The organism is Paraconexibacter sp. AEG42_29 (assembly GCF_040581415.1).
Lineage (GTDB): Bacteria > Actinomycetota > Thermoleophilia > Solirubrobacterales > Solirubrobacteraceae > Paraconexibacter.
This window is the reverse complement of the sequence record NZ_CP114014.1, coordinates 5,596,754-5,620,034: the sequence shown is the minus strand read 5'-3', so window position 1 is coordinate 5,620,034 and position 23,281 is coordinate 5,596,754. Positions and strand designations below refer to the sequence as shown.

The 23,281-nt window shown below is 72.9% G+C and carries 24 protein-coding genes and 1 tRNA gene; 12 read left to right on the top strand and 13 right to left on the bottom strand.

All coding sequences use genetic code 11. The annotated features are described in order from the left end of the window. Nucleotides 1–92: 92 nt before the first annotated feature. Nucleotides 93–476: a 30S ribosomal protein S6 gene (rpsF, locus tag DSM112329_RS26630; protein WP_354699604.1), complete on the bottom strand. Its 384-nt coding sequence runs from the start codon at nucleotides 474–476 to the stop codon at nucleotides 93–95. Nucleotides 477–537: 61 nt separating this feature from the next. On the opposite strand from rpsF, the gene DSM112329_RS26625 reads away from it, so the two are divergent. Then, nucleotides 538–1,080 (top strand): hypothetical protein, encoded by a 543-nt coding sequence (locus DSM112329_RS26625; protein ID WP_354699603.1) that lies wholly within the window; start codon nucleotides 538–540, stop codon nucleotides 1,078–1,080. 3 nt (nucleotides 1,081–1,083) lie between these two features. Here the strand turns inward: DSM112329_RS26625 and DSM112329_RS26620 are convergent, their stop codons facing one another. From DSM112329_RS26620 to DSM112329_RS26605, 4 genes are all read right to left on the bottom strand, one after another. Further along, nucleotides 1,084–2,544 (bottom strand): trehalose-6-phosphate synthase, encoded by a 1,461-nt coding sequence (locus tag DSM112329_RS26620; RefSeq protein ID WP_354699602.1) that lies wholly within the window; start codon nucleotides 2,542–2,544, stop codon nucleotides 1,084–1,086. A 69-nt stretch (nucleotides 2,545–2,613) separates the two neighbouring features. After that, the gene (locus tag DSM112329_RS26615; protein WP_354699601.1) at nucleotides 2,614–3,825 is read right to left on the bottom strand and encodes a trypsin-like peptidase domain-containing protein; all 1,212 of its coding nucleotides are present in this window, start codon (nucleotides 3,823–3,825) and stop codon (nucleotides 2,614–2,616) included. Beyond that, complete coding sequence (locus DSM112329_RS26610) at nucleotides 3,822–5,246, bottom strand: HAMP domain-containing sensor histidine kinase (RefSeq protein WP_354699600.1); 1,425 nt, start codon at nucleotides 5,244–5,246, stop codon at nucleotides 3,822–3,824. Before DSM112329_RS26610 ends, DSM112329_RS26615 begins: the two co-directional genes overlap by 4 nt. Further along, entirely contained in the window at nucleotides 5,246–5,968 is a 723-nt protein-coding gene (locus DSM112329_RS26605) for a response regulator transcription factor (protein ID WP_354699599.1), read from the bottom strand. Before DSM112329_RS26605 ends, DSM112329_RS26610 begins: the two co-directional genes overlap by 1 nt. Before the next feature lie 82 nt (nucleotides 5,969–6,050). Here DSM112329_RS26605 and DSM112329_RS26600 point away from each other — a divergent pair, with 82 nt between their 5' ends. From DSM112329_RS26600 to DSM112329_RS26590, 3 genes are all read left to right on the top strand, one after another. Continuing rightward, nucleotides 6,051–7,871, top strand: a complete 1,821-nt coding sequence (locus tag DSM112329_RS26600) for a hypothetical protein (protein WP_354699598.1) — start codon at nucleotides 6,051–6,053, stop codon at nucleotides 7,869–7,871. Further along, nucleotides 7,868–8,620: a sortase gene (locus DSM112329_RS26595; RefSeq protein WP_354699597.1), complete on the top strand. Its 753-nt coding sequence runs from the start codon at nucleotides 7,868–7,870 to the stop codon at nucleotides 8,618–8,620. Before DSM112329_RS26600 ends, DSM112329_RS26595 begins: the two co-directional genes overlap by 4 nt. A 146-nt stretch (nucleotides 8,621–8,766) precedes the next feature. Next, the gene (locus DSM112329_RS26590; protein ID WP_354699596.1) at nucleotides 8,767–8,961 is read left to right on the top strand and encodes a flagellar biosynthesis anti-sigma factor FlgM; all 195 of its coding nucleotides are present in this window, start codon (nucleotides 8,767–8,769) and stop codon (nucleotides 8,959–8,961) included. Here DSM112329_RS26590 and thiL read toward each other — a convergent pair. The 4 genes from thiL to DSM112329_RS26570 form a co-directional block, all read right to left on the bottom strand. Then, complete coding sequence (gene thiL / locus DSM112329_RS26585) at nucleotides 8,921–9,922, bottom strand: thiamine-phosphate kinase (RefSeq protein WP_354699595.1); 1,002 nt, start codon at nucleotides 9,920–9,922, stop codon at nucleotides 8,921–8,923. The two genes, DSM112329_RS26590 and thiL, sit on opposite strands and share 41 nt — an antisense overlap. A gap of 30 nt (nucleotides 9,923–9,952) precedes the next feature. After that, nucleotides 9,953–10,171, bottom strand: a complete 219-nt coding sequence (gene infA, locus DSM112329_RS26580) for a translation initiation factor IF-1 (RefSeq protein WP_254571248.1) — start codon at nucleotides 10,169–10,171, stop codon at nucleotides 9,953–9,955. A gap of 58 nt (nucleotides 10,172–10,229) precedes the next feature. Next, entirely contained in the window at nucleotides 10,230–12,419 is a 2,190-nt protein-coding gene (locus DSM112329_RS26575) for a transglycosylase domain-containing protein (RefSeq protein WP_354699594.1), read from the bottom strand. Between the two features lie 176 nt (nucleotides 12,420–12,595). Continuing rightward, nucleotides 12,596–13,360 carry a mechanosensitive ion channel domain-containing protein gene (locus tag DSM112329_RS26570; protein WP_354699593.1) on the bottom strand — a complete coding sequence of 255 codons (765 nt, stop codon included), beginning with the start codon at nucleotides 13,358–13,360 and terminating at the stop codon, nucleotides 12,596–12,598. Between DSM112329_RS26570 and DSM112329_RS26565 the strand changes: the two genes are divergently transcribed. From DSM112329_RS26565 to DSM112329_RS26545, 5 genes are all read left to right on the top strand, one after another. After that, entirely contained in the window at nucleotides 13,359–14,117 is a 759-nt protein-coding gene (locus DSM112329_RS26565) for an HAD-IA family hydrolase (RefSeq protein WP_354699592.1), read from the top strand. The two genes, DSM112329_RS26570 and DSM112329_RS26565, sit on opposite strands and share 2 nt — an antisense overlap. Nucleotides 14,118–14,275: 158 nt before the next feature. Next, nucleotides 14,276–14,740 carry a hypothetical protein gene (locus DSM112329_RS26560; RefSeq protein ID WP_354699591.1) on the top strand — a complete coding sequence of 155 codons (465 nt, stop codon included), beginning with the start codon at nucleotides 14,276–14,278 and terminating at the stop codon, nucleotides 14,738–14,740. An 85-nt stretch (nucleotides 14,741–14,825) separates the two neighbouring features. Further along, on the top strand, nucleotides 14,826–15,716 hold the full coding sequence (locus DSM112329_RS26555) for a type II CAAX endopeptidase family protein (RefSeq protein ID WP_354699590.1): 891 nt from the start codon (nucleotides 14,826–14,828) through the stop codon (nucleotides 15,714–15,716). Between the two features lie 57 nt (nucleotides 15,717–15,773). Continuing rightward, nucleotides 15,774–16,805: a L,D-transpeptidase gene (locus tag DSM112329_RS26550; protein ID WP_354699589.1), complete on the top strand. Its 1,032-nt coding sequence runs from the start codon at nucleotides 15,774–15,776 to the stop codon at nucleotides 16,803–16,805. Between the two features lie 39 nt (nucleotides 16,806–16,844). Then, complete coding sequence (locus tag DSM112329_RS26545) at nucleotides 16,845–17,930, top strand: 1-acyl-sn-glycerol-3-phosphate acyltransferase (RefSeq protein WP_354699588.1); 1,086 nt, start codon at nucleotides 16,845–16,847, stop codon at nucleotides 17,928–17,930. Nucleotides 17,931–17,948: 18 nt separating this feature from the next. Here the strand turns inward: DSM112329_RS26545 and DSM112329_RS26540 are convergent, their stop codons facing one another. Beyond that, nucleotides 17,949–18,335, bottom strand: coding sequence for a hypothetical protein (locus DSM112329_RS26540; RefSeq protein ID WP_354699587.1), 387 nt, complete (start codon nucleotides 18,333–18,335; stop codon nucleotides 17,949–17,951). A gap of 76 nt (nucleotides 18,336–18,411) precedes the next feature. On the opposite strand from DSM112329_RS26540, the gene DSM112329_RS26535 reads away from it, so the two are divergent. Next, the gene (locus DSM112329_RS26535) at nucleotides 18,412–18,975 is read left to right on the top strand and encodes a phosphoribosyltransferase family protein (RefSeq protein WP_354699586.1); all 564 of its coding nucleotides are present in this window, start codon (nucleotides 18,412–18,414) and stop codon (nucleotides 18,973–18,975) included. 13 nt (nucleotides 18,976–18,988) lie between these two features. On the opposite strand, the gene DSM112329_RS26530 is transcribed toward DSM112329_RS26535, so the two are convergent. Beyond that, a complete protein-coding gene (locus DSM112329_RS26530; protein ID WP_354699585.1) occupies nucleotides 18,989–20,686 on the bottom strand; it encodes a phosphatidylglycerol lysyltransferase domain-containing protein in 1,698 nt (565 codons plus the stop codon). A gap of 124 nt (nucleotides 20,687–20,810) precedes the next feature. Here DSM112329_RS26530 and DSM112329_RS26525 point away from each other — a divergent pair. Next, nucleotides 20,811–20,882 (top strand) — tRNA-Arg (locus DSM112329_RS26525). A gap of 36 nt (nucleotides 20,883–20,918) precedes the next feature. Here the strand turns inward: DSM112329_RS26525 and DSM112329_RS26520 are convergent. Together DSM112329_RS26520 and DSM112329_RS26515 are read right to left on the bottom strand one after the other, a co-directional pair. Continuing rightward, on the bottom strand, nucleotides 20,919–21,458 hold the full coding sequence (locus DSM112329_RS26520; RefSeq protein WP_354699584.1) for a cyclophilin-like fold protein: 540 nt from the start codon (nucleotides 21,456–21,458) through the stop codon (nucleotides 20,919–20,921). Next, nucleotides 21,455–22,228, bottom strand: a complete 774-nt coding sequence (locus DSM112329_RS26515; RefSeq protein ID WP_354699583.1) for a glucose 1-dehydrogenase — start codon at nucleotides 22,226–22,228, stop codon at nucleotides 21,455–21,457. Before DSM112329_RS26515 ends, DSM112329_RS26520 begins: the two co-directional genes overlap by 4 nt. A 105-nt stretch (nucleotides 22,229–22,333) precedes the next feature. Between DSM112329_RS26515 and DSM112329_RS26510 the strand changes: the two genes are divergently transcribed. After that, nucleotides 22,334–23,239, top strand: coding sequence for a LysR family transcriptional regulator (locus tag DSM112329_RS26510; RefSeq protein ID WP_354699582.1), 906 nt, complete (start codon nucleotides 22,334–22,336; stop codon nucleotides 23,237–23,239). Nucleotides 23,240–23,281: the final 42 nt, after the last annotated feature.

Sequence of the window (23,281 nt, the reverse complement as noted above, 5' to 3'; positions counted from 1 at the left end):
AGGCGTCCCGTGTCAGTCCCGACCCGGTCTCACTGCGGCAGATGAGTGATCCGTCGTCGCCCGAGAGCGGGACGACGGATCGGCGCGGCTGCTTAGAGCGCGACCTCGCGCTGCTCCTCGACCGGAGTCGAGGGGATGACGGCCGGCGTGGCCTTCAGGTCCGGCGGGGCGCCGACGCCGTTGGCCAGCTTGATGATGCGGAAGCGGTTGACGCCGTCCGTGATGCGCAGGGTCCGGTTCAGCGTCGCCAGGAGCTCCGGCGTGCCGTGGAACTGGATCAGGTGGTACTCGGCGTCCTTCTTGTTCTTGCCGACCTCGTAGGTCGTCTGGCGCGTGCCCCAGTCGTGCGAGCTGACGACCTCGCCGAGCTTGGTGATGTGCTCGGTGGCATCGGCGAGGATCTTGGTGCGCACCTCGGCGTCGATCGCCGTGTCGAGGAGCAGCATCAGGTCGTACGTGGGCTTGTGTGCGGGCATAGCGGCAAGGGACGGTAGCAAGGGGGGGCGAGTTGCCGCGTCCCGGGCCTATACGGATGGCATGGATCCTGCAGCCCTGGCCGCCCTCGCCCGCCGCGTGCGCTGGGGCAACGTCGTCCCGCTCCTGGCCCTCCTGGTGCTCGGGACGGTGATCCTGCTGTGGCCGCACCTCTCGTCGCCCCCGCCTCCGCTCCCGCCGGCGGGAGCGGTCCCGGCCACCCGCGAGGCGCCCGAGGTGATCCTGGAGCCCGCCGCCACGACGGCCACCGCGCCGCCGGCCGTGACGCAGACGGAGCCGGATCCGCCGCCGGAGCCGCGCGCGAAGCCCGAATCCAAGCCGGCCAAGCGCACCGCGCCGAACCGGAGGCGGTCCAAGCCGAAGCGCGGGGCGGCTCCGAAGCAGGCGCGTCGGCGGCAGGCCCCAGCGCCCCGGCAGACACCTGCCGCGGCGGCCCCACCGCCGCCCTCCACCCCCGCGGCCCCAGCGCGGCCGGCAGCCGCACCCGCTCCCCGGCCCCCGGCACGGGCTGCCCCGAGCCGCCGGGTCAGGCGACCTCCGGCCCGGGAGTTCGTCCCGCCAGGCCAGGACTTCGGCGGCCGCTGATCGCTACCCCGCAGCCCCTTTGGCGCGGATGTCCGCCAGCTGCTCGTCGATCCAGTCCCCCGGGTCCCGGGCGGTCACGATCTCCTTCAGGCCCGCCAGCCGCCGCTCGCGCTCCTCGGTCTCCATCGTCAGCGCCGCGTGGATGCACGTCGCGAGCTCCTGGATGTCGAACGGGTTCACGCTGATCGCGTACTCGCCGAGCTCCTCGTGGGCCCCCGTGTTCTCGGACAGCAGCGACACCCCGCCCCGCTCGTTGACCAGCGGGCCCTCCTTGGCGACCAGGTTCATCCCGTCGAACATCGCGTTCACGAGCAGCACGTCGTAGTTCTTGTACGCCGCCATCGCCTCGTCGAGGTCGTCGCGCAGCTTCAGCTGGATCGGCATCCAGTCCGGCGTCCCGTGACGGTGGTTCACGACGGCGACGAGCGCCTCGATCTTCTCGAGGTACTCGGCGTACTCCGGCACGTCCGTCCGGGACGGCATCAGCTGCGCGATGAACGTCACCCGCTCGCGGAACTCGGGGTGCTGGTCCAGGAACAGGTCGAAGGCGCTGAACCCGCGCAGGACGTTCTTGGAGAGGTCGGCCCGGTCGACGCGCAGGATCAGGTGGTCGCGGCGGCGGCGCAGCAGCTCGACCTCGAACTTGTGCACGCGGCTGGAGGACGCGATCTGGCGGGTCGCGCCCGCGTCGATCGGCAGCGGGTACTCGCGGACCCAGACCTCCCGGCCCTGGAAGTGGACGAGGCCGCGCTGGAAGTCGACCTCGAGATCCATCAGGTCGCGGCAGCACTGCAGGAAGTTCCGCTTGTACGACGTCGTGTGGAACCCGATGATGTCGTTGGCCAGGATCCCCTCGTAGAGCGTGTTGCGGACGGCGGACGGCAGCACGCGCCAGGCGTCGGACTGCGTCCACGGGATGTGCACGAAGTGGCTCAGGAAGACGTCGGGCCGCGCTGCCCGGACCATGGCCGGCAGCGTGTAGAGGTGGTAGTCGTGCACCATCACGACGGGGTCCTCGATGCCCTCGATCTCCTCCACCACGACCCGCGCGAGGTCGGCGTTGACCACCTGGTAGCCGTCGTGGAACGCGGCGACCTCGTTCGAGCGGATGTCCGGGGCGTTCGACAGGTCCCAGAGGTAGTGCTGGATGAACCACAGCATCGGGTTCGCGAACACGCTGTAGAAGCCCTCGTACGCGTCCGGATCGGAGGCGACGTAGCGCACCTGGTACTCGCCGCCGGCGGGGGAGCGGACGGTGATCGGCCCGTTCGCCTCCCGCGCCCGGACCGCGTCCATCGGCGTCATCGTCGACGCGATCCAGGTGACGGGCCGGTGGGAGGCCAGCCCGGTGAGCGCGGTCACGAGGCCGCCGGTGCCGCGCACGGTCGACCCGTCGTCCTGGAAGGCGACGGGTCCGCGGTTCGATACGAGGACGAGCGGGGCCTTTGCCCCGGAGTCGGTCATGCCCAGCAGGGTACCCCGCGATCGCGCCGCCAAGCGCGGCGCGGCCGATGCTTCACATCCCGGTCGCTGCTACCCGGCCGGCGGGACCGCCAGGGGACGCTCGCCGAGCTTGACCTCGACGTCCTGCTGCTTGCCGTCGCGGTAGATCTTGAGCGTGACGGTCGTCCCCGGCTCGAACGGGAGCAGCGCCTGGGCCAGGTCGGCGTCGTCCTCGATCGGCGTGTCGTCGACCCCGACGATGATGTCGCCGCCGACGGTCCACGGCAGCTCCTGGAAGGTGACCTCGCGGGTGCCGGCCGTGATGCCGGCCTCCTTCGCCGGGCCGCCCGACTTCGGGAGCTCCTGCACCCAGACGCCCTTGTCGACCGGGAGGTCGAACCGCTCGGCGACCTGCGGGTAGAGCGCGCGGCTGGAGACGCCGAGGTACGCGTACCGCACCTGGCCGTCCTTGCGCAGCTGGTCGATCGAGCGCTTGACCACGTCGACCGGGACGGCGAAGCCGACGCCCGTGCCGTCGCCGCTCTCGGTCCGGATCTGGGAGTTGATGCCCAGCACGTCGCCGTTCGCGTCGAGCAGCGGACCGCCCGAGTTGCCGTGGTTGATGGCGGCGTCCGTCTGGATCGCGCCCGTCGTCGAGAAGCCCGTGAGGGACTGGATCGACCGCTCGGTCGCGGAGATGACGCCGACCGACAGCGACTGCTCCTCGCCGAACGGCGAGCCGATCGCGGCGACCGGCGCGCCGACCTTCAGGTTCTTGACCGAGCCGAACGGCAGCGGACGCAGGTCCAGCCCGGTGGGGGCGATCTTCAGCAGGGCGACGTCGGCGAACGGGTCGAAGCCGACGACCTTCGCCTCGACCTCGTTGCCGTCGGAGAACTTGACGTAGACGCGCTTGGCCTCGGTGATCTTGTCGCCCTCGCCGCTGGTGACGACGTGCGCGTTCGTGGCGATCTCGCCGTCGGAGGAGATGACGAAACCCGACCCGAGGCCGGCGCTGTCGTCGTCGCCGCTGGCGGCGGCAGCCTTCAGGCCGGCGCTGATGACGGTCACGACGCCGGGACCCTCGCGCTTGTAGATCGCGGACGGGTCGAAGCCGGTCGCCTTCGCGACCGCCTCGTCGGCGGAGCCGGAGGTCGACGGGGTGGCGTCGGCGACCGCGCTGGCGGGCGCGGTGGCCGGGCTCGAGGTCGAGGCGGACTTGTCGTCGTCGCCGCAGCCGGCGGTGAACAGGACAGCGGCCGCGGCGAGGGTGGCAGCAGCGAGCTTGGGACGTGGCGTCATGCCGGGAGCTCCAGGGTGAATGTCGTCTGGCCGGGTCGGCTTTCGACGACGAGGTCGCCGTCCATCCGCTCCGCCAGCTCGTGGGCGATCGCCAGCCCGAGGCCGGAGCCCTGGGCGTCGTCGGAGGTGATGAACGGCTCGAAGATGTTGGGCAGCATGGTGCGGTGGATGCCGGGACCGAAGTCCCCGACGCCAAGGCGGACCCACGGGCCCTGACGGCTTGCGCTGACGACCATGTCCGTACCCGATGGCGTGTGCGTCAAAGCGTTGTCTATGAGGATACGCATCACCTGCGCGACGCGCTCCGGGTCGCACACGGTCCGCAGATGGCCCGGCGGCAGGCGCAGCTCGAGCGTCGAGTCGTGGGTGTGCAGGCGCGGCTCGAACTCGCTGGCGACGGCCTTCGCCACGAGCGTCAGGTCGGTCATCTCGGGCCGCAGCTCGAGGGAGCCGGCCTCCAGCTTCGAGAGGTCCAGGAGGTCGGTGGCGAGCTTGCCCAGCCGGTCCACCTGGCCGCGCACCTGCGTCAGGAAGCGGTCACGCGTGTCGTCGTCGAGGTCCTCGTCCTGGATCAGCTCCAGGAAGCCGCCGAGCGAGAAGATCGGCGTGCGCAGCTCGTGCGACGCCGTCGCGATGAACCGCTTGCGCGCGCCGTCGAGCTCCGAGAGCTGGCCGCGCATGTCCTCGAGCGTCGCGGCGAGGCGGCCGAGCTCGTCCTCGCGGTCGACCGGGAAGGAGGTCTGGAAGTCCCCGGCGGCGACGCTCCGCGCGACGGTCTCCAGCAGGGCGACCCGGCGCGTCAGGACCTGGGCCACCAGAACGCCGACCAGCATCGCGAGCGCGAGCGCGAAGCCGGCCGCGGCCAGCAGCCGGCCGCGGACGACGGACACCGCGCGCGTGGCGTCCCGGAGCGGCGTCGAGAAGACCACGACGTTCCCCACCGCGCGGCCGCCGCGCGGCGCGTCGAAGGTCAGCGGGATCGCCACCTCGCCGATCTGGCCGGTCGAGGTCGACTCTGTCCCCGTCTCGGTGCGCCGCGTCTGCGCGGCGAGGACCGCGGGAGCGAAGTCGAGCTCCCGGATCTGGACCTCCGAGAACGAGTCGTACTGCGGCGTCAGCTGCAGCTGCGTCCCGGAGACGACGAGCAGGACGGTCACCCGCGCCGAGGTCGCGTCGGCGATCTGCGAGACGAGCTTGTTGATCTTCGGCGCGGGGACGCTGCTCCCGACGGAGTCCTGCAGCTGCGGGCTGTAGCGGCGCGCGATCTGCGTCAGGTCCTCGAGCTTGTCGTCGACCAGCCGCGCCTTCAGCCCCGGCACGACGGCGACGTAGACGAACGCCAGCACGGCGATCGCGGTCAGCGCGAAGAGCGCCGACAGCCGCAGGCGCAGGGAGTCCAGGCGCACCGGGCGGTCGGGCACTAGTCCCCGGTCGCGCGGTCCCGGAAGCGGTAGCCGACCCCGCGCACCGTGAACAGGTACTCCGGGTCCTTGGGCTCAAGCTCGAGCTTCTCCCGCAGGTGGCGGATGTGCACGTCGATCGTTCGCGGGTCCCGGTAGGCGCTGTCGCCCCAGATCCGCGTCAGCAGCATGTCCCGCGTGAAGACCCGGCCGGGGGCCTTGGCCAGCGCCGTCAGGATCTCGAACTCGACGAACGTCGTCTGGACGTCGCGGCCGCGGACGCGGACGGTCCGCTTGCCGCCGTCGATCTTCAGCTGGTGGACGGCGAGGACCTCCGCCTCGACCCCGTCCTCGCTCTCGTCGCGGCTCATCCCGGCGCGCCGGAGCGTCGCCTTCACGCGCGAGCGGAACTCGCGCATGGAGAACGGCTTGGTGATGTAGTCGTCGGCCCCCAGCTCGAGGCCGAGGACCTTGTCGATCTCCTCGGCCTTGGCGGTCAGCATGATGATCGGCACGGAGCTCTTGGCGCGCAGCCGCCGGCAGACCTCGAGGCCGTCCATCCGCGGCATCATCACGTCGAGGACGACGAGGTCGAAGGCCTGCTCCTCGAAGCGGTCGAGCGCCTCGCGGCCGTCCGACGCGCGGACCACCTCGTAGCCGTCCTTCTGCAGCGGGTAGCTGAGCAGGGTCTGGATCGACTGCTCGTCGTCGGCCAGGAGGATGCGCGGGATGTGGTCGGACATGGGGACAGGCCTGCGCCGGGGCGGACACATGCGTCCCGGCGCTACATGGTGACACCTCCAAGAACTACCCTCGGTGGGCCCCATGCTCGACCCGCGCATCTACCGGGCCTCGTTCCTGCCGGTCCTGCTCGCGCTGCTCGTCGTCGCGTTCGCCCTGCAGGACCGTCCCCGGCCCATCGGCTCCACCCTGGCTCCCGACGCGTTCGGCGGCCGGGCCGCCGGCGCGCTCCTCGACGAGCTCGCGATCGACTTCCCGGACCGCCGGCCGGGCAGCCTCGACGACGAGGCGCTCGCCCGGCGGGTGGCCGGCTCGCTGCGCCGGTCGCTGCAGCCCGCCGGATCGGCGGCGCCCGACCCGATCGTGAAGATCACGCGGGTCCGCGGCGCGCAGACCATCGACGGGCGGCGGGACCTGACGAACGTCGTCGCCACGCGGCCCGGTCGGCCCGGTGCCGGGATCGTGATCGTCGCGCACCGGGATGCGGCATCCCGGGTCGCCAAGGCCGAGCTGTCGGGCACCGCGGCGATGCTGACGCTGGCGCAGATCATCGGCCGCGGGCGCCTGCGGCGGACCGTGACGTTCGTGTCGACGAGCGGCGGCAGCGGCGGGGCCGCCGGCGCGCGGGCCGCGGTCGCCGACCTGCCGGACAACATCTCGGCGGTCCTGGTGCTGGGGGACATGGCGTCGGCGAACACCTCGCGGCCACTCGTCATCCCGTACTCGAGCGGCAACGGCGTCGCCCCGATGCAGCTGCGCCGCACGATCGAGAGCGCCCTCCGTGCCGAGGCGCGCGTCGATCCGGGCGGGGCCCGGGCCGTCGTGCAATGGGCCCGGCAGGCGTTCCCGCTGACCGTCGGCGAGCAGGGCGCGTTCGGCGAGGTCGGGCTGCCGGCCGTCCTGCTGTCGGCGTCCGGTGAGCGCGGGCCGCCCGGGAACGCGCCGATCTCCCGCGCTCGCCTGGAGGGCTTCGGCCGCGCGGCGCTGCGGTCGATCAACGCGCTCAACAACGGGCCGACGATCGGCGGGGGCCCCGAGCCGTCGCTGCAGATCGCCCGCAAGGTGCTGTCGGGACGGTCGATCCGGCTGCTCGGCGGCGCGCTGCTGATCCCGGTGCTGCTGGTCAGCATCGACGGGTTCGCCCGCGCCCGCCGCCGCCGCGAGCCGGTGGGCCGCCGCCTGGCCTGGGTCGGCGCCACGGTCCTGCCGTTCCTCCTCACCGCGCTGGCCGCCGTCGTCCTGGCGCTCGTCGGCCTCGTCGACCCGGCGCCCGAGATGGCCGTGCCCGCGGGTGCGCTGCCACCGGACGGGGCCGCGCTCGCGGCGTCGATCGCGCTGTTCCTGGTCTTCGTCCTCGGCTGGCTGCTGGTGCGCCCCCTGGTGCTGAAGCTGTCCGGGGTCGCGGACGGGCTTGGCTCCGACACGGCTGCCCCGGCGATCGCGACGCTGATCGTGCTGTGCCTGCTCGCGGTCGTCGTCTGGGTGCTGAACCCGTTCGCGGCGGTGCTGCTGGCGCCGGCGCTGCACCTCTGGATGCTGGCGATCACCCCGGACTGGCGCTGGCCGCGGCCGGTCCGCCTGCTGGCCGTCCTGGCGGGCGTCGTCCCGTTCGCCCTCGTGGCGGTGCTCGACGCCGGGGCCCTCGGCTACTCGCTGAAGGACGGGGCGTGGCAGGCCGTGCTGCTGGTCGCGGGCGGCGACGTCGGGCCGGTCACCTGGGTGCTGTGGAGCGCGATCGCGGGCTGCGCGACGTGCGCGGCGATCGTGGCGCTGAACCCGAGCCAGCGGCCCGTCGACCGCGGCCGGCCCGGGGCGATGCCCGAGCAGTCCGGCAGCATCCGCGGCCCCGGCGGCTACGTGGGGCCCGGCTCGCTCGGCGCGGTCGGGTCCGGGACCCGGCGGTGAGCGCCACCCGCCGCCGGGCGGGGCAGCCCGTCCGGCGGCGGCCCGTCCACCCGGACGACCGTCCGCTGCGGCGGTCGCTGCGGGCGCTGTCGACCGTCTGCATCGTCGCGGGCGCGCTGCTCGTGATCGACGCCGGGCTGACGCTGGTCTGGCAGGAGCCGCTGACCTCGCTCTGGACCGCGCACCGCCAGAACGTCCTGCGCGACCAGCTCGGCACGATCCGCCGCGAGCAGCCGAGCACCGCCGAGCGGCGCGCGCTCGCCCGGCTCGCCACGCAGCGCGCGCGGATCGCGTTCCTGTCGGAGAAGCTGCGGCGCCGGACCGAGCACGGCCAGGCGGTCGGGCGCATCCAGATCCCCGACGCGGACGTGGACTTCGTGATCGTCAAGGGGTCGCAGGGCCCCGATCTGCGGCGCGGCCCCGGGGTCTACGACGGCAGCCCGCTGCCCGGGTCGCCGGGGACGGTCGCGATCGCCGGCCACCGGACCACCTACCTCTCGCCGTTCCGGCACCTGGACCGGCTCGACGCCGGCGATCTCATCACCGTCGACATGCCGTACGCGCGCTTCACCTACCGCGTGGACCGCCGCCGGATCGTGGCGCCGCAGGCGATCTCGGCGCTGCGCCGCGTCCGCTACGACCAGCTGGTGCTGACCGCGTGCCACCCCCTGTTCAGCGCGGCGGAGCGGCTCGTCGTGTTCGCCCGCCTCGTCCGGGTGCAGCCCGAGGGCTACCTGGCCCGCTCATGACGCCGCGACCGGAGAGTGGGGAGGGAGCGGTCGACAAGGCGTCCAGTCAGGCACCTCGCCGCTCAGGCGATTCGCCGCGGAGCCCGATAGGCGAGCTACGGGCGGGTCCGGCAGGCGCCGGCCCCGACCCCCTCATCACCACCCCGATGACGATGCCCTCCTCGACCACCGCCCCTGCCCGCCGCGAGCGGGTCCGTGAACTGCGCGACCGCGTCCAGGCCCGTGACTACGAGGTCGACCCGCAGCTCGTGGCCGCTGCCGTCCTGCTGCGCCTGCGCGTGCCGGTGGCGGGGGACGAGGTCAGTCGAGCGGGTGCTCGAACCCGGACAGGGCCGCCGTGAGCGGCTGCCCCGACGGGCTGTGCAGGCGGACCGCGGGGCGGCCCGCCGTCACGTCGCCGATCCAGGCGACGACCCCCGCCGCCTCGGCGGCGCCGGTCAGCGCGGGCGGTACGCACACGCAGAGCTCGTAGTCCTCGCCACCGGCCAGCGCTAGGTCCAGCGCGCTGCGCCCGGTGGCGGCGGCCACGGCGACGACGCCCGCGGCGATGGGGACGGCGTCCACGTCGATCGCGATCCCGACCCCGCTCGCGCTCGCGAGGTGCTGGACGTCGGTCGCGATGCCGTCCGACAGGTCGAGCCCCGCCCGGACCCCGGCCGCGACCAGGGCGATCCCGGCCGTCAGCCGCGGCTCGGGGCGCAGGTGCGAGCGCTCGAGGCCGGCCGCGGTGCCGGGGTCCAGGCCGCAGTCGGCGGCGGTCGTCGCCCCGTCCAGCAACGCCAGGCCGGCCGCGCTCGCGCCGAGCGGGCCGGTGACGCCGACGCGGTCGCCGGGCTGCGCGCGGTCCCGGCGCAGGACCGTGTCCTCGTCGTCCGCCCAGCCCACGACGGTGACGCTGAGCAGCAGGACCGGGGCGCGCGTCACGTCTCCGCCCGCGACGACCATGCCCGTGCGCGCGCACAGGGCCTCCATTCCGCGCATCAGCTCCAGCCCGTCCGCCTCCGTGAACCCGGGCGGAGCGCCGAGCACGACATAGGCCTCGCCCGCGGGCACGCCCATGGCGGCAAGGTCGCTGACGGCGGCGGCCAGGGCGCGGTGGCCGATGTCGGCGTAGGTCGTGCCGGGCCGGCCGGAGCGGAAGTGGACGCCGTCGACCATCGCGTCGACCGACGTGACGGCGCACGTGCCGCCCGCGCGGACGACGGCGCAGTCGTCACCGACCCAGCGGACGATGCGCCGGTTGCGGCTGCGCCCGGGGGCCAGCAGCTCCTCGAGCGCGGTGATCAGCGAGCGCTCGCCCATCGGGCCGGCGGCTCGCTACGACGGTGCGGCCTACCGGTGGCGGTAGACGATGCGGGCGCGGCTGAGGTCGTACGGCGACACTTCGACGCGCACCCGGTCGCCCGGGAGGATGCGGATGCGGAAACGCCGCATCTTGCCGGCGACGTGACCGAGCACCTCGTGATCGTTATCGAGCTTCACCTTGAACATCGCGTTCGGCAGTGCCTCGACGACTTCACCCTCGAACTCGACCTTGTCTTCCTTGGCCATTGACTCCAGGGTAGCGCTTAAGGGAGGGTTTAGGCCGTGCGCCGCCGCGGCGCGCCCGTCATCCGGGCGGGGCGATCCCGCCGGCGGTGCCCGGATCCGGAGTGGCTGCGGGTGGCGTGACCGGCTCGTTCGCCGGGGGCGTGACGGGCTGCGCGTTCGGGTCGTACGTCGTTCCGCCGCCGCCGGTGCCCACGCCGGTCCCGGGCTCGACCGGGGCGACGTTCTGGTCCTGGAAGCCGCCGGTGTCGTCCTGGGGCGCGGGGCCACCGGGGCTCGACTTCGCGTACTTGCCGTCGAACGGCTGGCTGACGAACGGCGTCACCGGCTTCTCCCAGTCGCGGCACGTCTTGCGGTCGACCGCGGAGGTCATGTAGTCGTGCCAGATCTCGGCTGGGGCGTCGCCGCCGAACATCGTCCCGTAGTTGGGGACCGCGGTCATCGGGCGCGGCTGCTTGTAGCCGACCCAGACGGTGGTGTTGAGGTTCGACGTCATGCCGTTGAACCAGGCGTCCTTGAAGCCGGACGTCGTGCCCGTCTTGCCGGCGGCGGGGCAGAAGCCGAGGTTCGCCGCGGTGCCGGTGCCGCTGCGGACGTTGCCCTTCATGGCCTGGATCGCCTCGTAGGTCTCGCCGTCGGTGAAGATCTTCACCTTGTTCGGCTTGCCGAGCGACGTGTCCACCGTGCCGTCGGCCTTGATGACCTTCGTGATCGCGACGGGGCTGATGCGATAGCCGCCGTCGTTGATCGACGTGAACGCGCGGGCCATCTCGAGCGGGGTGCAGCAGTTGCGCATGCCGCCCAGCGCCTCGGCCGGGAGCGACTGCAGCTGACTGCGGATGCCCATCAGCCGGGCGGTCGCGGTGACCGCGGGCGGCCCGAGGTCGAGGTCGAGCTGCTGGAAGACGGTGTTGTCGGACGAGACGACGGCCTGGAACAGCGACTTGGACCCGCCGCCGCTGCCGCGGTCGGAGTTCGTCACGTCGATCTTGCCGTAGGTCGGGTCGTTGAACTTCAGCGGCTTGGAGACGTACGAGGTCTTGTTGATGTCGACCCCACGCCGGATAGCGGTCATCAGCACGATGATCTTGAACGTCGACCCCGGCTGGCGCTTGGCCTGCGTGGCAAGGTTGTACTTCGAGTCGGCGAACCGCGTCGACGACGCCATCGCCCGGATGTGGCCCGTGCGCGGGCTGATCGAGACGAGCGCGGCCTGCGGGGAGCCGGGAACGCTGAGGCGTCCGGCGATCGCGTTGCGGGCCTTGCGCTGCTGGTCGAAGTCGACGGTCGTGAAGACCTTCAGGCCGCCGCGGTCGACGACCTTCTTGGTGTACTTCCGCACGAGCTCCTTGCGGACGTACTCGAAGAAGTAGGCCTCGCGGGTGGCGGCGTAGTACTTCGTCTTGTGCAGCTGGATCGGGGTGTCGAGCGCGTCGCTGTACTGCGCCGTCGAGATGTAGCCCAGGTCCAGCATCTTCTTCAGGACCTCGTTGCGGCGCTCCAGCGCGGCGTCCTTCTTGACGTACGGGTTGTACTGCGAGGGCGCCTGCGGCAGTCCGGCGAGCATGGCCGACTCGGGCAGCGTCAGCTCGCTCGCGCGCTTGTTGAAGTAGACGCGGGCGGCGGCCTGGACGCCGATGGCCTCCTTGCCGGACGGGTCGTTGCCGTACGGCACCGAGTTCAGGTACTTGGTGAGGATCCACGTCTTGCCGGGCCGGCCGGGGTGGACGTTCTCGAGCTCCTCGGCGAGCTTCGCCTCGCGGATCTTGCGCTTGTAGTCGCGCTTCTTGTCCCGCGAGTAGAGGTTCTTGATCAACTGCATGGTCAGCGTCGAGCCGCCCTGCACCTTGCCTTCCTCGGACTGGAAGTTCTTGATCGCCGCGCGGACGACGCCCTCGAAGTCGACGCCCTTGTGCTGGTAGAAGCGCTGGTCCTCGATCGCGACCGTCGCGTCCTTCATCACCTGCGGGATGTCGGTCGAGTTGACCGGCGTGCGCAGGACGTCCGACTGGATCACGCCGAGGCGCGTCTTGCCGTCGGACGCGTACACGATCGAGTTCTCGCCCTGGTCGAGCGGCTTGAGCTCGGAGATGTCCGGAGCCGAGTTCGCGACGCTCACGACGTAGCCGACGAACGACAACGCGACGATCGCGGTGATCGCGGTGATGACGCCGCCCGTGAGCAGGATGAAGAGGCCGGAGCCGTTCTTGCTGCGGTTTCGGCGACGTTGGCGTTCGCGGCGTGAGGCCATGATTCAGGAACCTTCGGGTCGGGTGCGCGCGCTGACCGCAGGAGCAAAGGCACGACGGCGGCCCTGCGCGGCAGACCATGAATGGTAGCCAGACGCGGTGCTCACGGCTGCATTTCGACGTCGGCGGACGGATTCATGCAGCGCCGCCGAGCGCCCCGGCGCCCGGTCCGCCGGCCTCAGGACTTCAGCGCCCGCAGCGCGTCCTCGCGCAGCTGCGACTCGCGGCCGAGCCGGTCGCCGGCGGGGGCGGGGGTGTCGATCAGCAGCAGGCGGGTGCCCTCGGAGGTCGTCTCGGCCACGCGGACGCGCACGCCGTCGAGCGTGCCGCGCAGCCGGTCCACGGCGTCGATGGCGTCGATCGCGACCGGGAGCCACAGGGACGCCTCCACCTCGACGACCGTCTCCACGATCGAGTCGTTGCGCAGGACACCGCCCGCCAGGCGCTCGTTCGGGACGATGATCCGGGCGTTCGCGCCGTTGCGCAGCCAGGTCGAGGTGAGCCGGATGTCCTCGACGGTCCCGGTCTCGCCCTCGAACGTGACGAGGTCGCCGATCCGCAGCGGCTGGGTGACCGCGAGGAACAGGCCGGCGATCGCGTTGGCCAGCGTCTGGCGGGCCGCGAAGCCGACGACCGCCGCGGCGATCGCGCTCGAGGCGAGGACCGCGGACCCGATCTTGTCGAGCGCCGCGAACTGCGAGAGCGCGATCGCGAGGGCGATGATCACGATCGCCGCGTCGATGGCCCGCTGCGTGAACCGCAGGCGGGTGTCGGTCGCCTGGCTGAACTGGCCACCCGAGACGGCCGCGGCGATCTGCGTGCGGTGACGGGCGATCCAGCGGTTGGTGAACGCGACGCCGACGATCGCCGCGATCAGCGTGACGCCGGCGGTGATCGCGCCGCCGTACTGATCCAGGAACGCCTGCGCGAGGATGGGCGCCATGGTCGCTGACGGTACTTCAGGTCCCCGCGAGCAGGCAGCGCCGGTGCGCGCGGTGCTGCTGGACGCGCTGGGGACGCTGGTCGGCCTCGAGCCGCCGGCGCCGGCGCTGGTCACCGCGCTCGCAGGATTCGGGGTGCACGTGACCCCGGCGGAGGCGGGCCGGGCCGTCGCGGCCGAGATGGGCCACTACCGGGCCGAGCACCACCGGGCGGGAACGGCGGCCGGGCTCGCGGACGTCCGCGCCGAGTGCGGCCGGGTGATGCGCGGCTCGCTGGGCGCCGCGGGCCACGACCTCGGCGCGATCGGGGACGCGGCGATGGTGGATGACGTCCTGCTGCGCTGCTTCCGCTTCACCGCGTATCCGGAGGCGGCGACGGTCCTCCGGGCGCTGCGGACACGGGGCCTCGCGCTCGTGGTGTGCAGCAACTGGGACCTGTCTCTGCACGACGTCCTCGCGGAGACGGGCCTCGACCGGTTGCTGGACGGGGCTGCGGTCTCGGCGGTCGAGGGGGTCGCGAAGCCCCACCCGGGGCTCTTCGCCCGGGCGCTCGAGCTCGCCGGCGGCGTGGAGCCCGCGGCGGCGCTGCACGTGGGCGACAGCGTCGCGGCCGACGTGGCCGGGGCCCTGGCCGCGGGGGTCCGGCCGGTGCTGGTCCAGCGGGACGGGGACGAGCTGCGGTCGGTGGACGACGGGGGACCGGTCCCGGCGGGCGTGCCGGTGCTTCCGGACCTACGGGGCCTGCTCGACCTGGTCTGAAGACGGACGCGCGGGGTGTCGGGTGGGAATGCGGCCGCGTAATTCCCGCGCGGACCGGCCGTTGAGTGACCGACGGCACAGCCCAGGCGTGTGCGGGCGCACAGATCGCGCGCCCCGCCGCCAGGAGGCTGCTGACACCACCCCGCCCGAGGATCACCATGCTGCGCACCGCTCTCATCACCGCCACCTCCGCTCTTGTCCTCGCCTTCCTGCCGGGCGCCGCCGCCGCCGCCGACGAGACGGTCCCGTCCTCGCCGTGGCCCACCCGCCTGAGCGTCGTCTCCGCCGTCCAGCAGGCCGGACCCGCCGGGAAGATCACCGTCAAGGTCCGGACCTACGCCGCCACGCGGACGCTCCGCGGGGCATCGGCCGCCGCCGCCGAGGCGGTGCCCGGCCGCTACGTGACGGTCACCGTCACCGCGTTCGACCGCACGGGCGGCCGGCGCGTCGCCGGCACCTGCGCCAGGGCCACCGACGGGGACGGATACCTGATCTGCCGCGTCGCCGCGCCGCGCCGCGTCAAGGGCCGGCCCGCGACCAGCTTCCTCGCGCAGGTCGCCTACGAGACCGGCGAGGTCACGAGCTCGCTCTACGACTCGCGCACCGTCAGCGCCGCCCGCTGAAGCGGCCTTTCACCCGTGAGGCACGCGCCGTAGGCCCGATCACCGGAGCCGGTCCAGGCGCCCGTCCTCTACCCTCGGCAGGCCGATGAGCACGCCGCCGCCGCCCGCCGAGGCCCCGACCAACTGGCTGCCGCCGGACCCCAACGACCGCCCGGCCCCCGTCGCGCCGGCCAGCGGCCGCCCCCTGTGGTCCCCGATCACCGCGATCGCGATCATCCCCGCGGCGCTGCTCGGCTCTCTGGCCGCCGGCCTGGTCATCGGGATCATCGCGGCGATCTTCGGCGCCGACCTGGACGACGTCCCCCCGTCCGTCTCCATCACCGCGACCTACGCCCAGGACATCGTGTTCGTCGTCGCCGTGGTGCTGTTCGCGTCCCTGCGCAAGCCGGTCTTCGCGTGGCAGTTCGGCCTGCGGTCGACCCGGCTGAAGCCCGCGATCGGGTGGACGGCCCTGGCGTTCCTGGCGATCTTCGTCTTCAGCCTCGCGTGGGGCGTGATCACCGGCAACACCAAGGCGGAGAAGCTCCCGGAGTCGCTCGGGGTCGAGGAGAGCACCGCCGCCCTGGTGGCCACGGCGGTCCTGGTGACGATCTTCGCGCCGATCGCCGAGGAGATCCTGTTCCGCGGCTACGTGTTCCCGGCGCTGCGCAACTGGAAGGGGACGTGGCCCGCGGTGGCCCTCACCGGGCTGCTCTTCGGCCTGCTGCACGTCGCCTCCTCGCCGCTTTACGCGCTCGCGCCGCTGTCGGTCTTCGGAGCCCTGCTGTGCCTGCTCTACCTGCGGACGCGCTCGCTCTACCCGTGCATCGCGCTGCACGCGCTCAACAACTGCGTCGCCTTCGGCAGCGCCCCTGACGTGGGCTGGGACTGGCAGATCCTGCCGTTCGCCGTCGCGGTCATGGCGGTCCTGACGTCGCTCGCCTGGCTCGTCAGGCAGCGGTTCGGGCCCGCACCACCAGAGCTCTCGCCGGTCTGAATCGCAGGCCGACCAGCGCGGAACCCGTGCCGTCTCGCGATACGATGCGCGCCGCCCATGACTCCGCGCCGCCTGCTCCCCCTCGCCTTCGTCCCTGCCTTGCTGGCCCCGGCGGCCGCCGGCGCCCAGCTCCCCGGGGTCCCGCCCGCCCCGACGACGCCCACGACGCCCGCGCCGGCGTCGCCGCCGGCCAAGCCGGCGGTCGTCCAGAAGAAGGCGAAGATCGTCGTCGTCGCCGAGCGCGTCGGCAAGCGGGCGACCGTGCTCACCGGCAGCAGCATCCGCCTGCGCGGCACGGTCACGCCCTACGTCCCCGGGCAGAAGGTCACGGTCCGCATCGACCAGGCCGGCAAGTCGGTCATGTCGGTCAGCCGCACGATCCAGAAGATGGGCAACGGCCAGGCCGGCCGCTTCCTGATCGCCTACAAGCCGAAGTCGGCCGGGACGCTGCACGTCAACGCCTCGCACCTGACGACGCCCGCGCAGGCCTCGGCCCGCGCGAAGCAGGTCGCCGTCGACGTCCTCCCGCGCGCCGTGCCGCAGGGGTCGCAGGGCCGCAAGGTCCGGATCCTGCAGAGCCGCCTGAAGGCGCTCAAGTACGTCGTCGACGTCAACGGCCGGATGGACGGCCACACGATCCGCGCGGTCGTCGCGTTCCGCAAGCTGACCGGGATGAGCCGGATCGCCAGCGCCGACAAGCCCTTCTTCCAGAAGATGGCGGCCGGCGGCGGCGGGTTCAAGGTGAAGTTCCCGAACCACGGCCGGCACATCGAGGGCGACATCACCCACCAGGTGCTGGCGCTGATCGGCAAGGGCGGCAAGGTCGAGCGCATCTACCCGACGTCCTCGGGCGCCCCCTCGACGCCGACCATCCTCGGCACCTTCCGCGTCTACCGCAAGGACTTCGGGACGAACGCCAAGGGCATGGTCCACTCGAGCTACTTCATCCGCGGGTACGCGATCCACGGGTACTCGTCGGTGCCGACCTACAACGCGAGTCACGGCTGCCTGCGGGTCCCGGTCCCGGACGCCAAGTCGATCTTCGACTGGGTCGACCACGGCACGATCGTGGACACCTACTACCGCTGACGCGCCGTCTCGTGACGCGGCGGATATAGGCTCCGCCGCGTGGGTCCTCTCCTGCCTGACGACGGTCCCGCCGGCGCGCGCTACGTGCGCCGCACCCGGGGCATCGCTGCCGAGGCGCTGGCGTTCGTCCTCGTCACGGTCCTGTTCCCGGTGCTGCTGGTCGCGGCCGTGGTCGTCGACGCCGCGCTGTGGCTGCGGCGGCGCAAGCCGTGGATGGCGACCCGGCTGCTGCTCTTCGCCTGGTGGTTCCTGGCCGGTGAGATGCTCGGGATGACGTCGCTGCTGGTGAGCTGGCTCACCACCGGCGGCCCGTTCGTGGCCGATCACCCGCGCCGGCGCCGCTGGGTCTACCGCACGCGCATCCGCTGGGCCGGCGGCCACTTCGGCGGCGTCCGCGTCCTCTTCGGCCTCAAGCTCGAGGTCGACGGGATCGAGCACGGCGGGCCAGGGCCGGTGCTCATCTTCATCCGGCACGCCTCGATCATCGACAACACGATGCCGGACGCCGTGATCGGCAAGGCGCACGGGATCGGCCTGCGCTTCGTCCTCAAGCGCGAGCTGCAGATGATCCCCACGATCGACGTCGGCGGCCGCATGGTGCCGACGACGTTCGTGCGCCGGGCCTCGAAGGACCCGGACGCCGAGCTCGCGCAGGTCCGCAAGCTGGCGGTCGACCTCGGGCCGGACGAGGGCATCCTGATCTACCCCGAGGGCACCCGCCACACGGCGGCGAAGCTCGCGAAGGCGCAGGCGACGATCGCCGAGCGCCAGCCGCTGGTCGCGCCCCTGGCGAACCGGCTGCGGCACGTCCTGCCGCCGCGCCTCGGTGGTCCGCTGGCACTGCTGGACGAGTCGGCCGGGCGCGCGGACGTGGTCTTCTGCGGCCACGTCGGCCTCGACGGGTTCGAGTACATCAGCGACATCTGGTCCGGCGGCCTGGTGGGGACGACGGTCCGCGTGAAGCTCTGGCGGCACCCGGGGTCCGCCGTACCGGCGGACGAGCAGGGCCGGACCGAGTGGCTCTACGCGCAGTGGCAGGTCCTGGACGACTGGATCGGCGAGCAGCGGGTGGAGCTCGGGTCGGACGGGCTGCCGCCGAAGGCCGCAGCGGCCCTCGCGGGCTAGCCGCCGGACGACCCGGGGTCAGCCGCGGCCGGTCGCGAACCGCGCCAGGAAGCCGAAGCCGAAGCCGTAGACCAGCAGTGCGATCAGCGCGGGGATGCCGCGCCGGCCCCAGCCGCTGTCGCTCCCGTCGCCGATCGACGCGAACGGCGCGATGACGACGTCGTTGGCGTCGTCGAGGACCTCGCGGACGCTCGAGTTCGCGGTCTCGCGGGCCTTCTCCTCGGCGGGCGTGGGCTTCGCGTAGCTCGCCGCGTCCTCGGAGTCGACCTGCTCGCCGCTGCGGGCGATGCCGGCCTGGCTCTCGTTGGATCCGGCGCGCGCCTGGTCGATGGCGAAGCCGCCGAGCGACAGCAGCACGACGGCGGAGCAGAAGATGGAGAGGAACCGGAGCGGGGTGGCGAACATCTCCCGGCGGGTAACGGCAGAACGGCGGCCGACCGTGAGCGATCGACGAAGCGTTTGGACTAGGGTCCCGCCGACGATGGACGCCTCCCAGGACGCCAGGCAGCGGCTGATCGCCGAGCTGCGGACCCACGCGCTGGTCCTCGGGGAGGTGACGCTGACCTCGGGCATCGTCGCCCAGTACTACGTCGACGCCAAGCGCGCGACGCTGCTGCCGGCGGGCTTCGCGGCCCTCGGCGAGCTGGTCGCGGCCCAGGCCACGGCGTGGGGTGCGACCGCGGTCGGCGGGCTCACGATGGGGGCGGACCCGGTCGCCTGCGCGGCGCTGGCCGGCGGCTTCCCCGGCAAGGCGTTCTTCGTGCGCAAGGAGGTCAAGCAGCACGGCCTCTCCCGGCGCATCGAGGGCCCGCTGCCGGAGGACGGGGACACGGTCTGCATCGTCGAGGACGTCGTCAGCACCGGCGGCTCGACCATCAAGGCGATCGACGCGTTCAAGGAGGCGGGGATCCCGATCGTCGGGATCATCAGCGTCCTGGACCGCCTCGCCGGCGGTGGCGAGGCGATCGCGGCCGCCGCTCCGGGGGTGCCGTACGTCCCGCTCGCGACGATCGACGACGTGCACCCCGAGCGCACCGACCGCTGACGGGCCCCGTCGCTCAGCTGCGGCCGAGTGACGGCTTCGGGATCTGCCCCTCCGCCCACGCGGCGGCCAGGCTCGTCTGCGTCCAGCCGAGGAGCGAGCCCTCGTAGCAGAGGTACCGCGGGACCCAGCGCGGGGAGAACTTCGCGTTGAAGCGGTACAGCGACTCGATCTGGAAGAACGGGTTGAGCACCTTCGCGAGGCGGCCGAGGCAGCGCTCCCAGGTCCCCTCCGGGCTGTGGAGCAGCCGGGCGAAGGCCGCGAAGTTGAGCGACACCTCCTCGACGCCGCACTCGTCGCGAAGCAGCTCCACGGAGCGGACGATGAGCGCGTCGTTGAGCCCGTTCGGGACGTCCTCCCGGTCCCGGCGCATGAAGCTGAGCGACGCCGCGGCGCGCCCGTAGGTGGGGACGAAGTGGAGGAACCCGCGGACTGCCCCGTGCTCGTCGCGCGCGGTGACGACGAGGCTCGCGGGCAGGTGCGCGCCCCCGATCGAGTCCATCGCCATCGAGAAGCCGCGTTCCGGTGCACCGGCGCGCCACCGGTCGCTGACCGCCTCGAGCTCGGCGACGGCGGCGTCGTCCAGGTCCTCGCCCCGGGCCAGCGCGATCGTGTAGCCGGCCCGCTCGACCCGGTTGACCGCCTGGCGGACCTTCTTGCGGCGCTTCTTGTCGACCGCGAAGACACGGGTGTCCACGACGGCCTCGTCCCCGAGGTAGAAGGACCGCAGGCCGGCAGCGCCCCACAGCTCCGCCATCTTCCCGCAGGCACCGACCACACCGAGCCGCAGCCCGCGGACCTCGGCCAGCACGCACGCCTCGCGCACCAGTTGCGGCACCGCGTCCGGGGCGCCGACCGGGTTGCCGGCCACCAGGAGCACGCCGTTCTCGACCCGGTAGGCCAGCAGCGCGCGTCCGTCCTCCGAGCGCAGGTAGTCGACGTCGTCGCGGAGCTTGAAGAAGCTGAGGGTGTCGACGCCGTGCGAGCGGACCAGCTGCGCGGCCGCGGCACGGGCCCCGGCGCTGGGTAGGTGGACGGGATCGCGCAGCGGCCGGAAGAGGACCCAGGCGCTGGTGACCAGGGCGCTCGCACCGAGCGCGGCCAGGCCCCAGTTGAGCCAGGCGACGGGCCCGCTGACCTCGAGCCGCGGGCCAACCAGGCCGACGATCCGGGCCGCGTCGGCCACCGCGGAGCCCAGACTCGGGGTCGGCGTGATCCAGTGCCCGGCGGCGAGGGCCGTCAGCGAGGCGGCGGTGAGGGTGCCGGCCCAGACGGCGGCCACCCGGACGAGCGCGGTCCGCAGCCGCCCGTCGATGCGCGTGGCGCAGAAGGCGTCGCGCGCCCACCAGACGAGTGCGGCGGCGGCCCACGACGCGGCAGCCTCCTCCACGTCGAGCCCCTTCATGAGGTTGAGGGCGCCCGACCCGAGCAGCAACGCGAGCGCGACGCGGGCGGCACGGCGACGCCGGCGGGCCAGGTAGTAGCCCATCAGCACGAGGGCGAGCCCGGCCGGCAGCGACAGGCCGTGCGCGGCGAGGACGACGTCGCGGGGCAGGACGTCGTCGACGGCGTCCAAGCGCTGCGGCAGCTCGGGTGTGAGGGCGCTGGCGACGGTGACGCCGCCGGCGACGGCGACCACCAGCCCGACGAGGGCGGGGACGCGGTCGCCCCGGCGCCGGGCGCGGAGATCCCGGCTGATCGGTCTGTCGGTCATCGCGTGGACTACCCCCCGCCGTCGGCGATGGTGCGCGGCGCCCGTGAGGATCCGCTCACGTGTCCGGTCGCCTGACCCCCGCGACGCCGGGATGACAGACTTACCCAGGGCCGCCGGTCCGCCAGCCCTCGTAGTCCAATGGATAAGACAACCGCCTCCTAAGCGGTGGATCCAGGTTCGACTCCTGGCGGGGGTACTCGGGCGCCGTGCAGCGCTGGACGCGTCGCGGCGATCAGCGGCGGAGCACGCGGACCGTGACGCCGCGACCCTGCAGCCGGTCGAGCTGCCGTCGGGTGGCGCGATAGGTCCCGAGGTTGATCGTCTCGTCGGAGTAGCCGATGCCCGCCGCGTCGTAGTAGAAGCCGAGGTTGCCCCAGGGCCTGTAGTAGATGAGGTCGCCGTCCTTCGGATCCGATCCCGGGGAGCCCTTGGTGCGCAGGCCGGGGCTGAGGTAGGCGATCTTCTCGCGGCCGGAGAGCTCCTCGAGGTCGATGCGCAGCGGCAGCCGGGCGAGCAGGTCACGGGTGGTCGGGCTGTCGGAGCGAATCGTGACGTCGACGTGGACGCCACGGGCGCTGAAGCGCACGACGGCGCCCCGCACACGGGCGCGGGCCGCCGCTGGTGCGGCCGGCGCGCGGGGGGTGACGGTGAGGGTGGCGCGTGGTGCGACGGCGGCGCCTGGGGCCGAGGTCGCCTGGGAGCTCTCGCCGCACGACAGCGCGAGGAGCGAGGCGGCCGCGAGAGCGGTGATGCGGAGGGTGCGCACGGTCATCGGGCCGTGTAGCCGCCGTCGACGGGGAGCGCGACGCCGTGGACGAAGCTCGCGGCAGGGCTGCAGAGCCACAGCACGGCCGCAGCGATGTCCGCACCGCGGCCGAGGCGACCAGCCGGGGTGCCGGCGATGGCGTCCTGCTCGGTCAGCTGCCCGGAGGCGATCATCCGGGCGACCATCGGTGTCTCGATGGTGCCTGGGCAGATCGCGTTGATCTGCACCCCCCGCCCGGCGTACTCCAGCGCGGCGCTCTTGGTCAGGCCGAGGACGCCGTGCTTGGTGGCGTGATACGCGGCGCGACCTGGGTTCCCGACGAGGCCGCCGAGGGAGGAGTTGTTGACGATCGCGCCGCCGCCGTCCTGCTCGCGCATGACGCGCAGCTCGTGCTTCATGCAGGCCCACACGCCGCGCAGGTTGATGGCCGTGACGCGATCGAAGGCCTCGGCCGGCTCCTCCGCGGCGTCGGCGAGCGGCGGCATGATGCCGGCATTGTTGAAGGCCATGTCCAGCCGACCGAACTCGGCGACGGCCCGCTGCAGGAGCGCCGCGACCTGGTCCTCGTCGGACACGTCGCAGCGGACGGCGAGCGCGCGGTGGCCCGCCGCCGACAGCTGGCCGGCGGCGCGGTCCAGCGCGTCCCCGTCGACGTCGGAGAGGACGGTCGCCGCGCCGGCGGCGGCGAAGGCGCGGGCGGTGTCCAGCCCCATCCCGCCGGCGGCGCCGGTGACCAGTGCGACGCGGCCGGTCAGGTCGTAGGTCGGGCCGCTCATGGCGTCACCGGCGGCTTGCACGTGAAGGTCTTGCTCATGCCTCCAGCTTCACGCACCGTCCCATAGATGGCGAGACGTCTTTCTGCACTGCTATAGATAGAATCTATGGATCCGCGTCGCCTGCTGACCTTCCGGGCCGTGGCCAATGAGCGATCGTTCTCCCGCGCGGCCGAGAGCCTGTCGATCACCCAGCCGTCCGTGTCGCACGCCGTCGCGCTGCTGGAGACCGAGGTCGGCGTCAGGCTCCTCGACCGCGCCCGGGGAGGTCTGCGGTTGACGCCGGCCGGCGCCGTCCTCCTCGTGCACGCCGACCAGATCGCGTGGCGGCTGGCGCTCGCCGACACCCAGGTCGCCGCATACGCGCGTGAGCGCCGCGAGCACCTGCGCCTCGGCGCCTTTCCCACCGCGCTGGCGAGCCTGGTCCCGGCGACGGTGGCGGAGCTCCGGCGCATCGACTCCGAGCTGCAGGTGCGGATCGGCGAGGTCACGCCGGGCACCGTCGAGGAGCGGCTGCTCAGCGGCGAGTTCGATGTCGCCGTCACCTACCAGGACACGGACGAGACGCGTCGCGAGCTGCCTGGCTGCGAGCGCATCGACCTGCTGCAGGAGCGTTTCCTGCTCTGCCTCCCCCCGCGCCACCGCCTCGCGCGAAGCGCCCGCCCGGTCGCGCTACGGCAACTGGCGGGCGAGGACTGGATCTTCGCGTCCACCGACGGCTTCCTGGTCCAGGCCTGCCGCGACGCCGGCTTCGAGCCTCGGATCGTGGCCACGACCACCGAGCCCCTCGCCACTCGCGGCCTCGTCATGCGCGGCATCGGCGTCGGCTGGGTCCCCAGCCTGCTGGCCGGTGACTACGACGGCGTCGCGGTCCGCCCGGTCCGCGACGAGATCCGCCGTCGCGACATCTACGCCCTGTTGCCACCGGGCGACCATCATCCCCGCGCTCGACAGGTCGCGGACGCCCTTCGCACCACCGCTGCGGCGCGGCCGTCCCGGGCGCGCGTCGTGTGAGGTGCGCCGGGCATCGGCGGACCGGGCCGCCGCGCGCCGTGC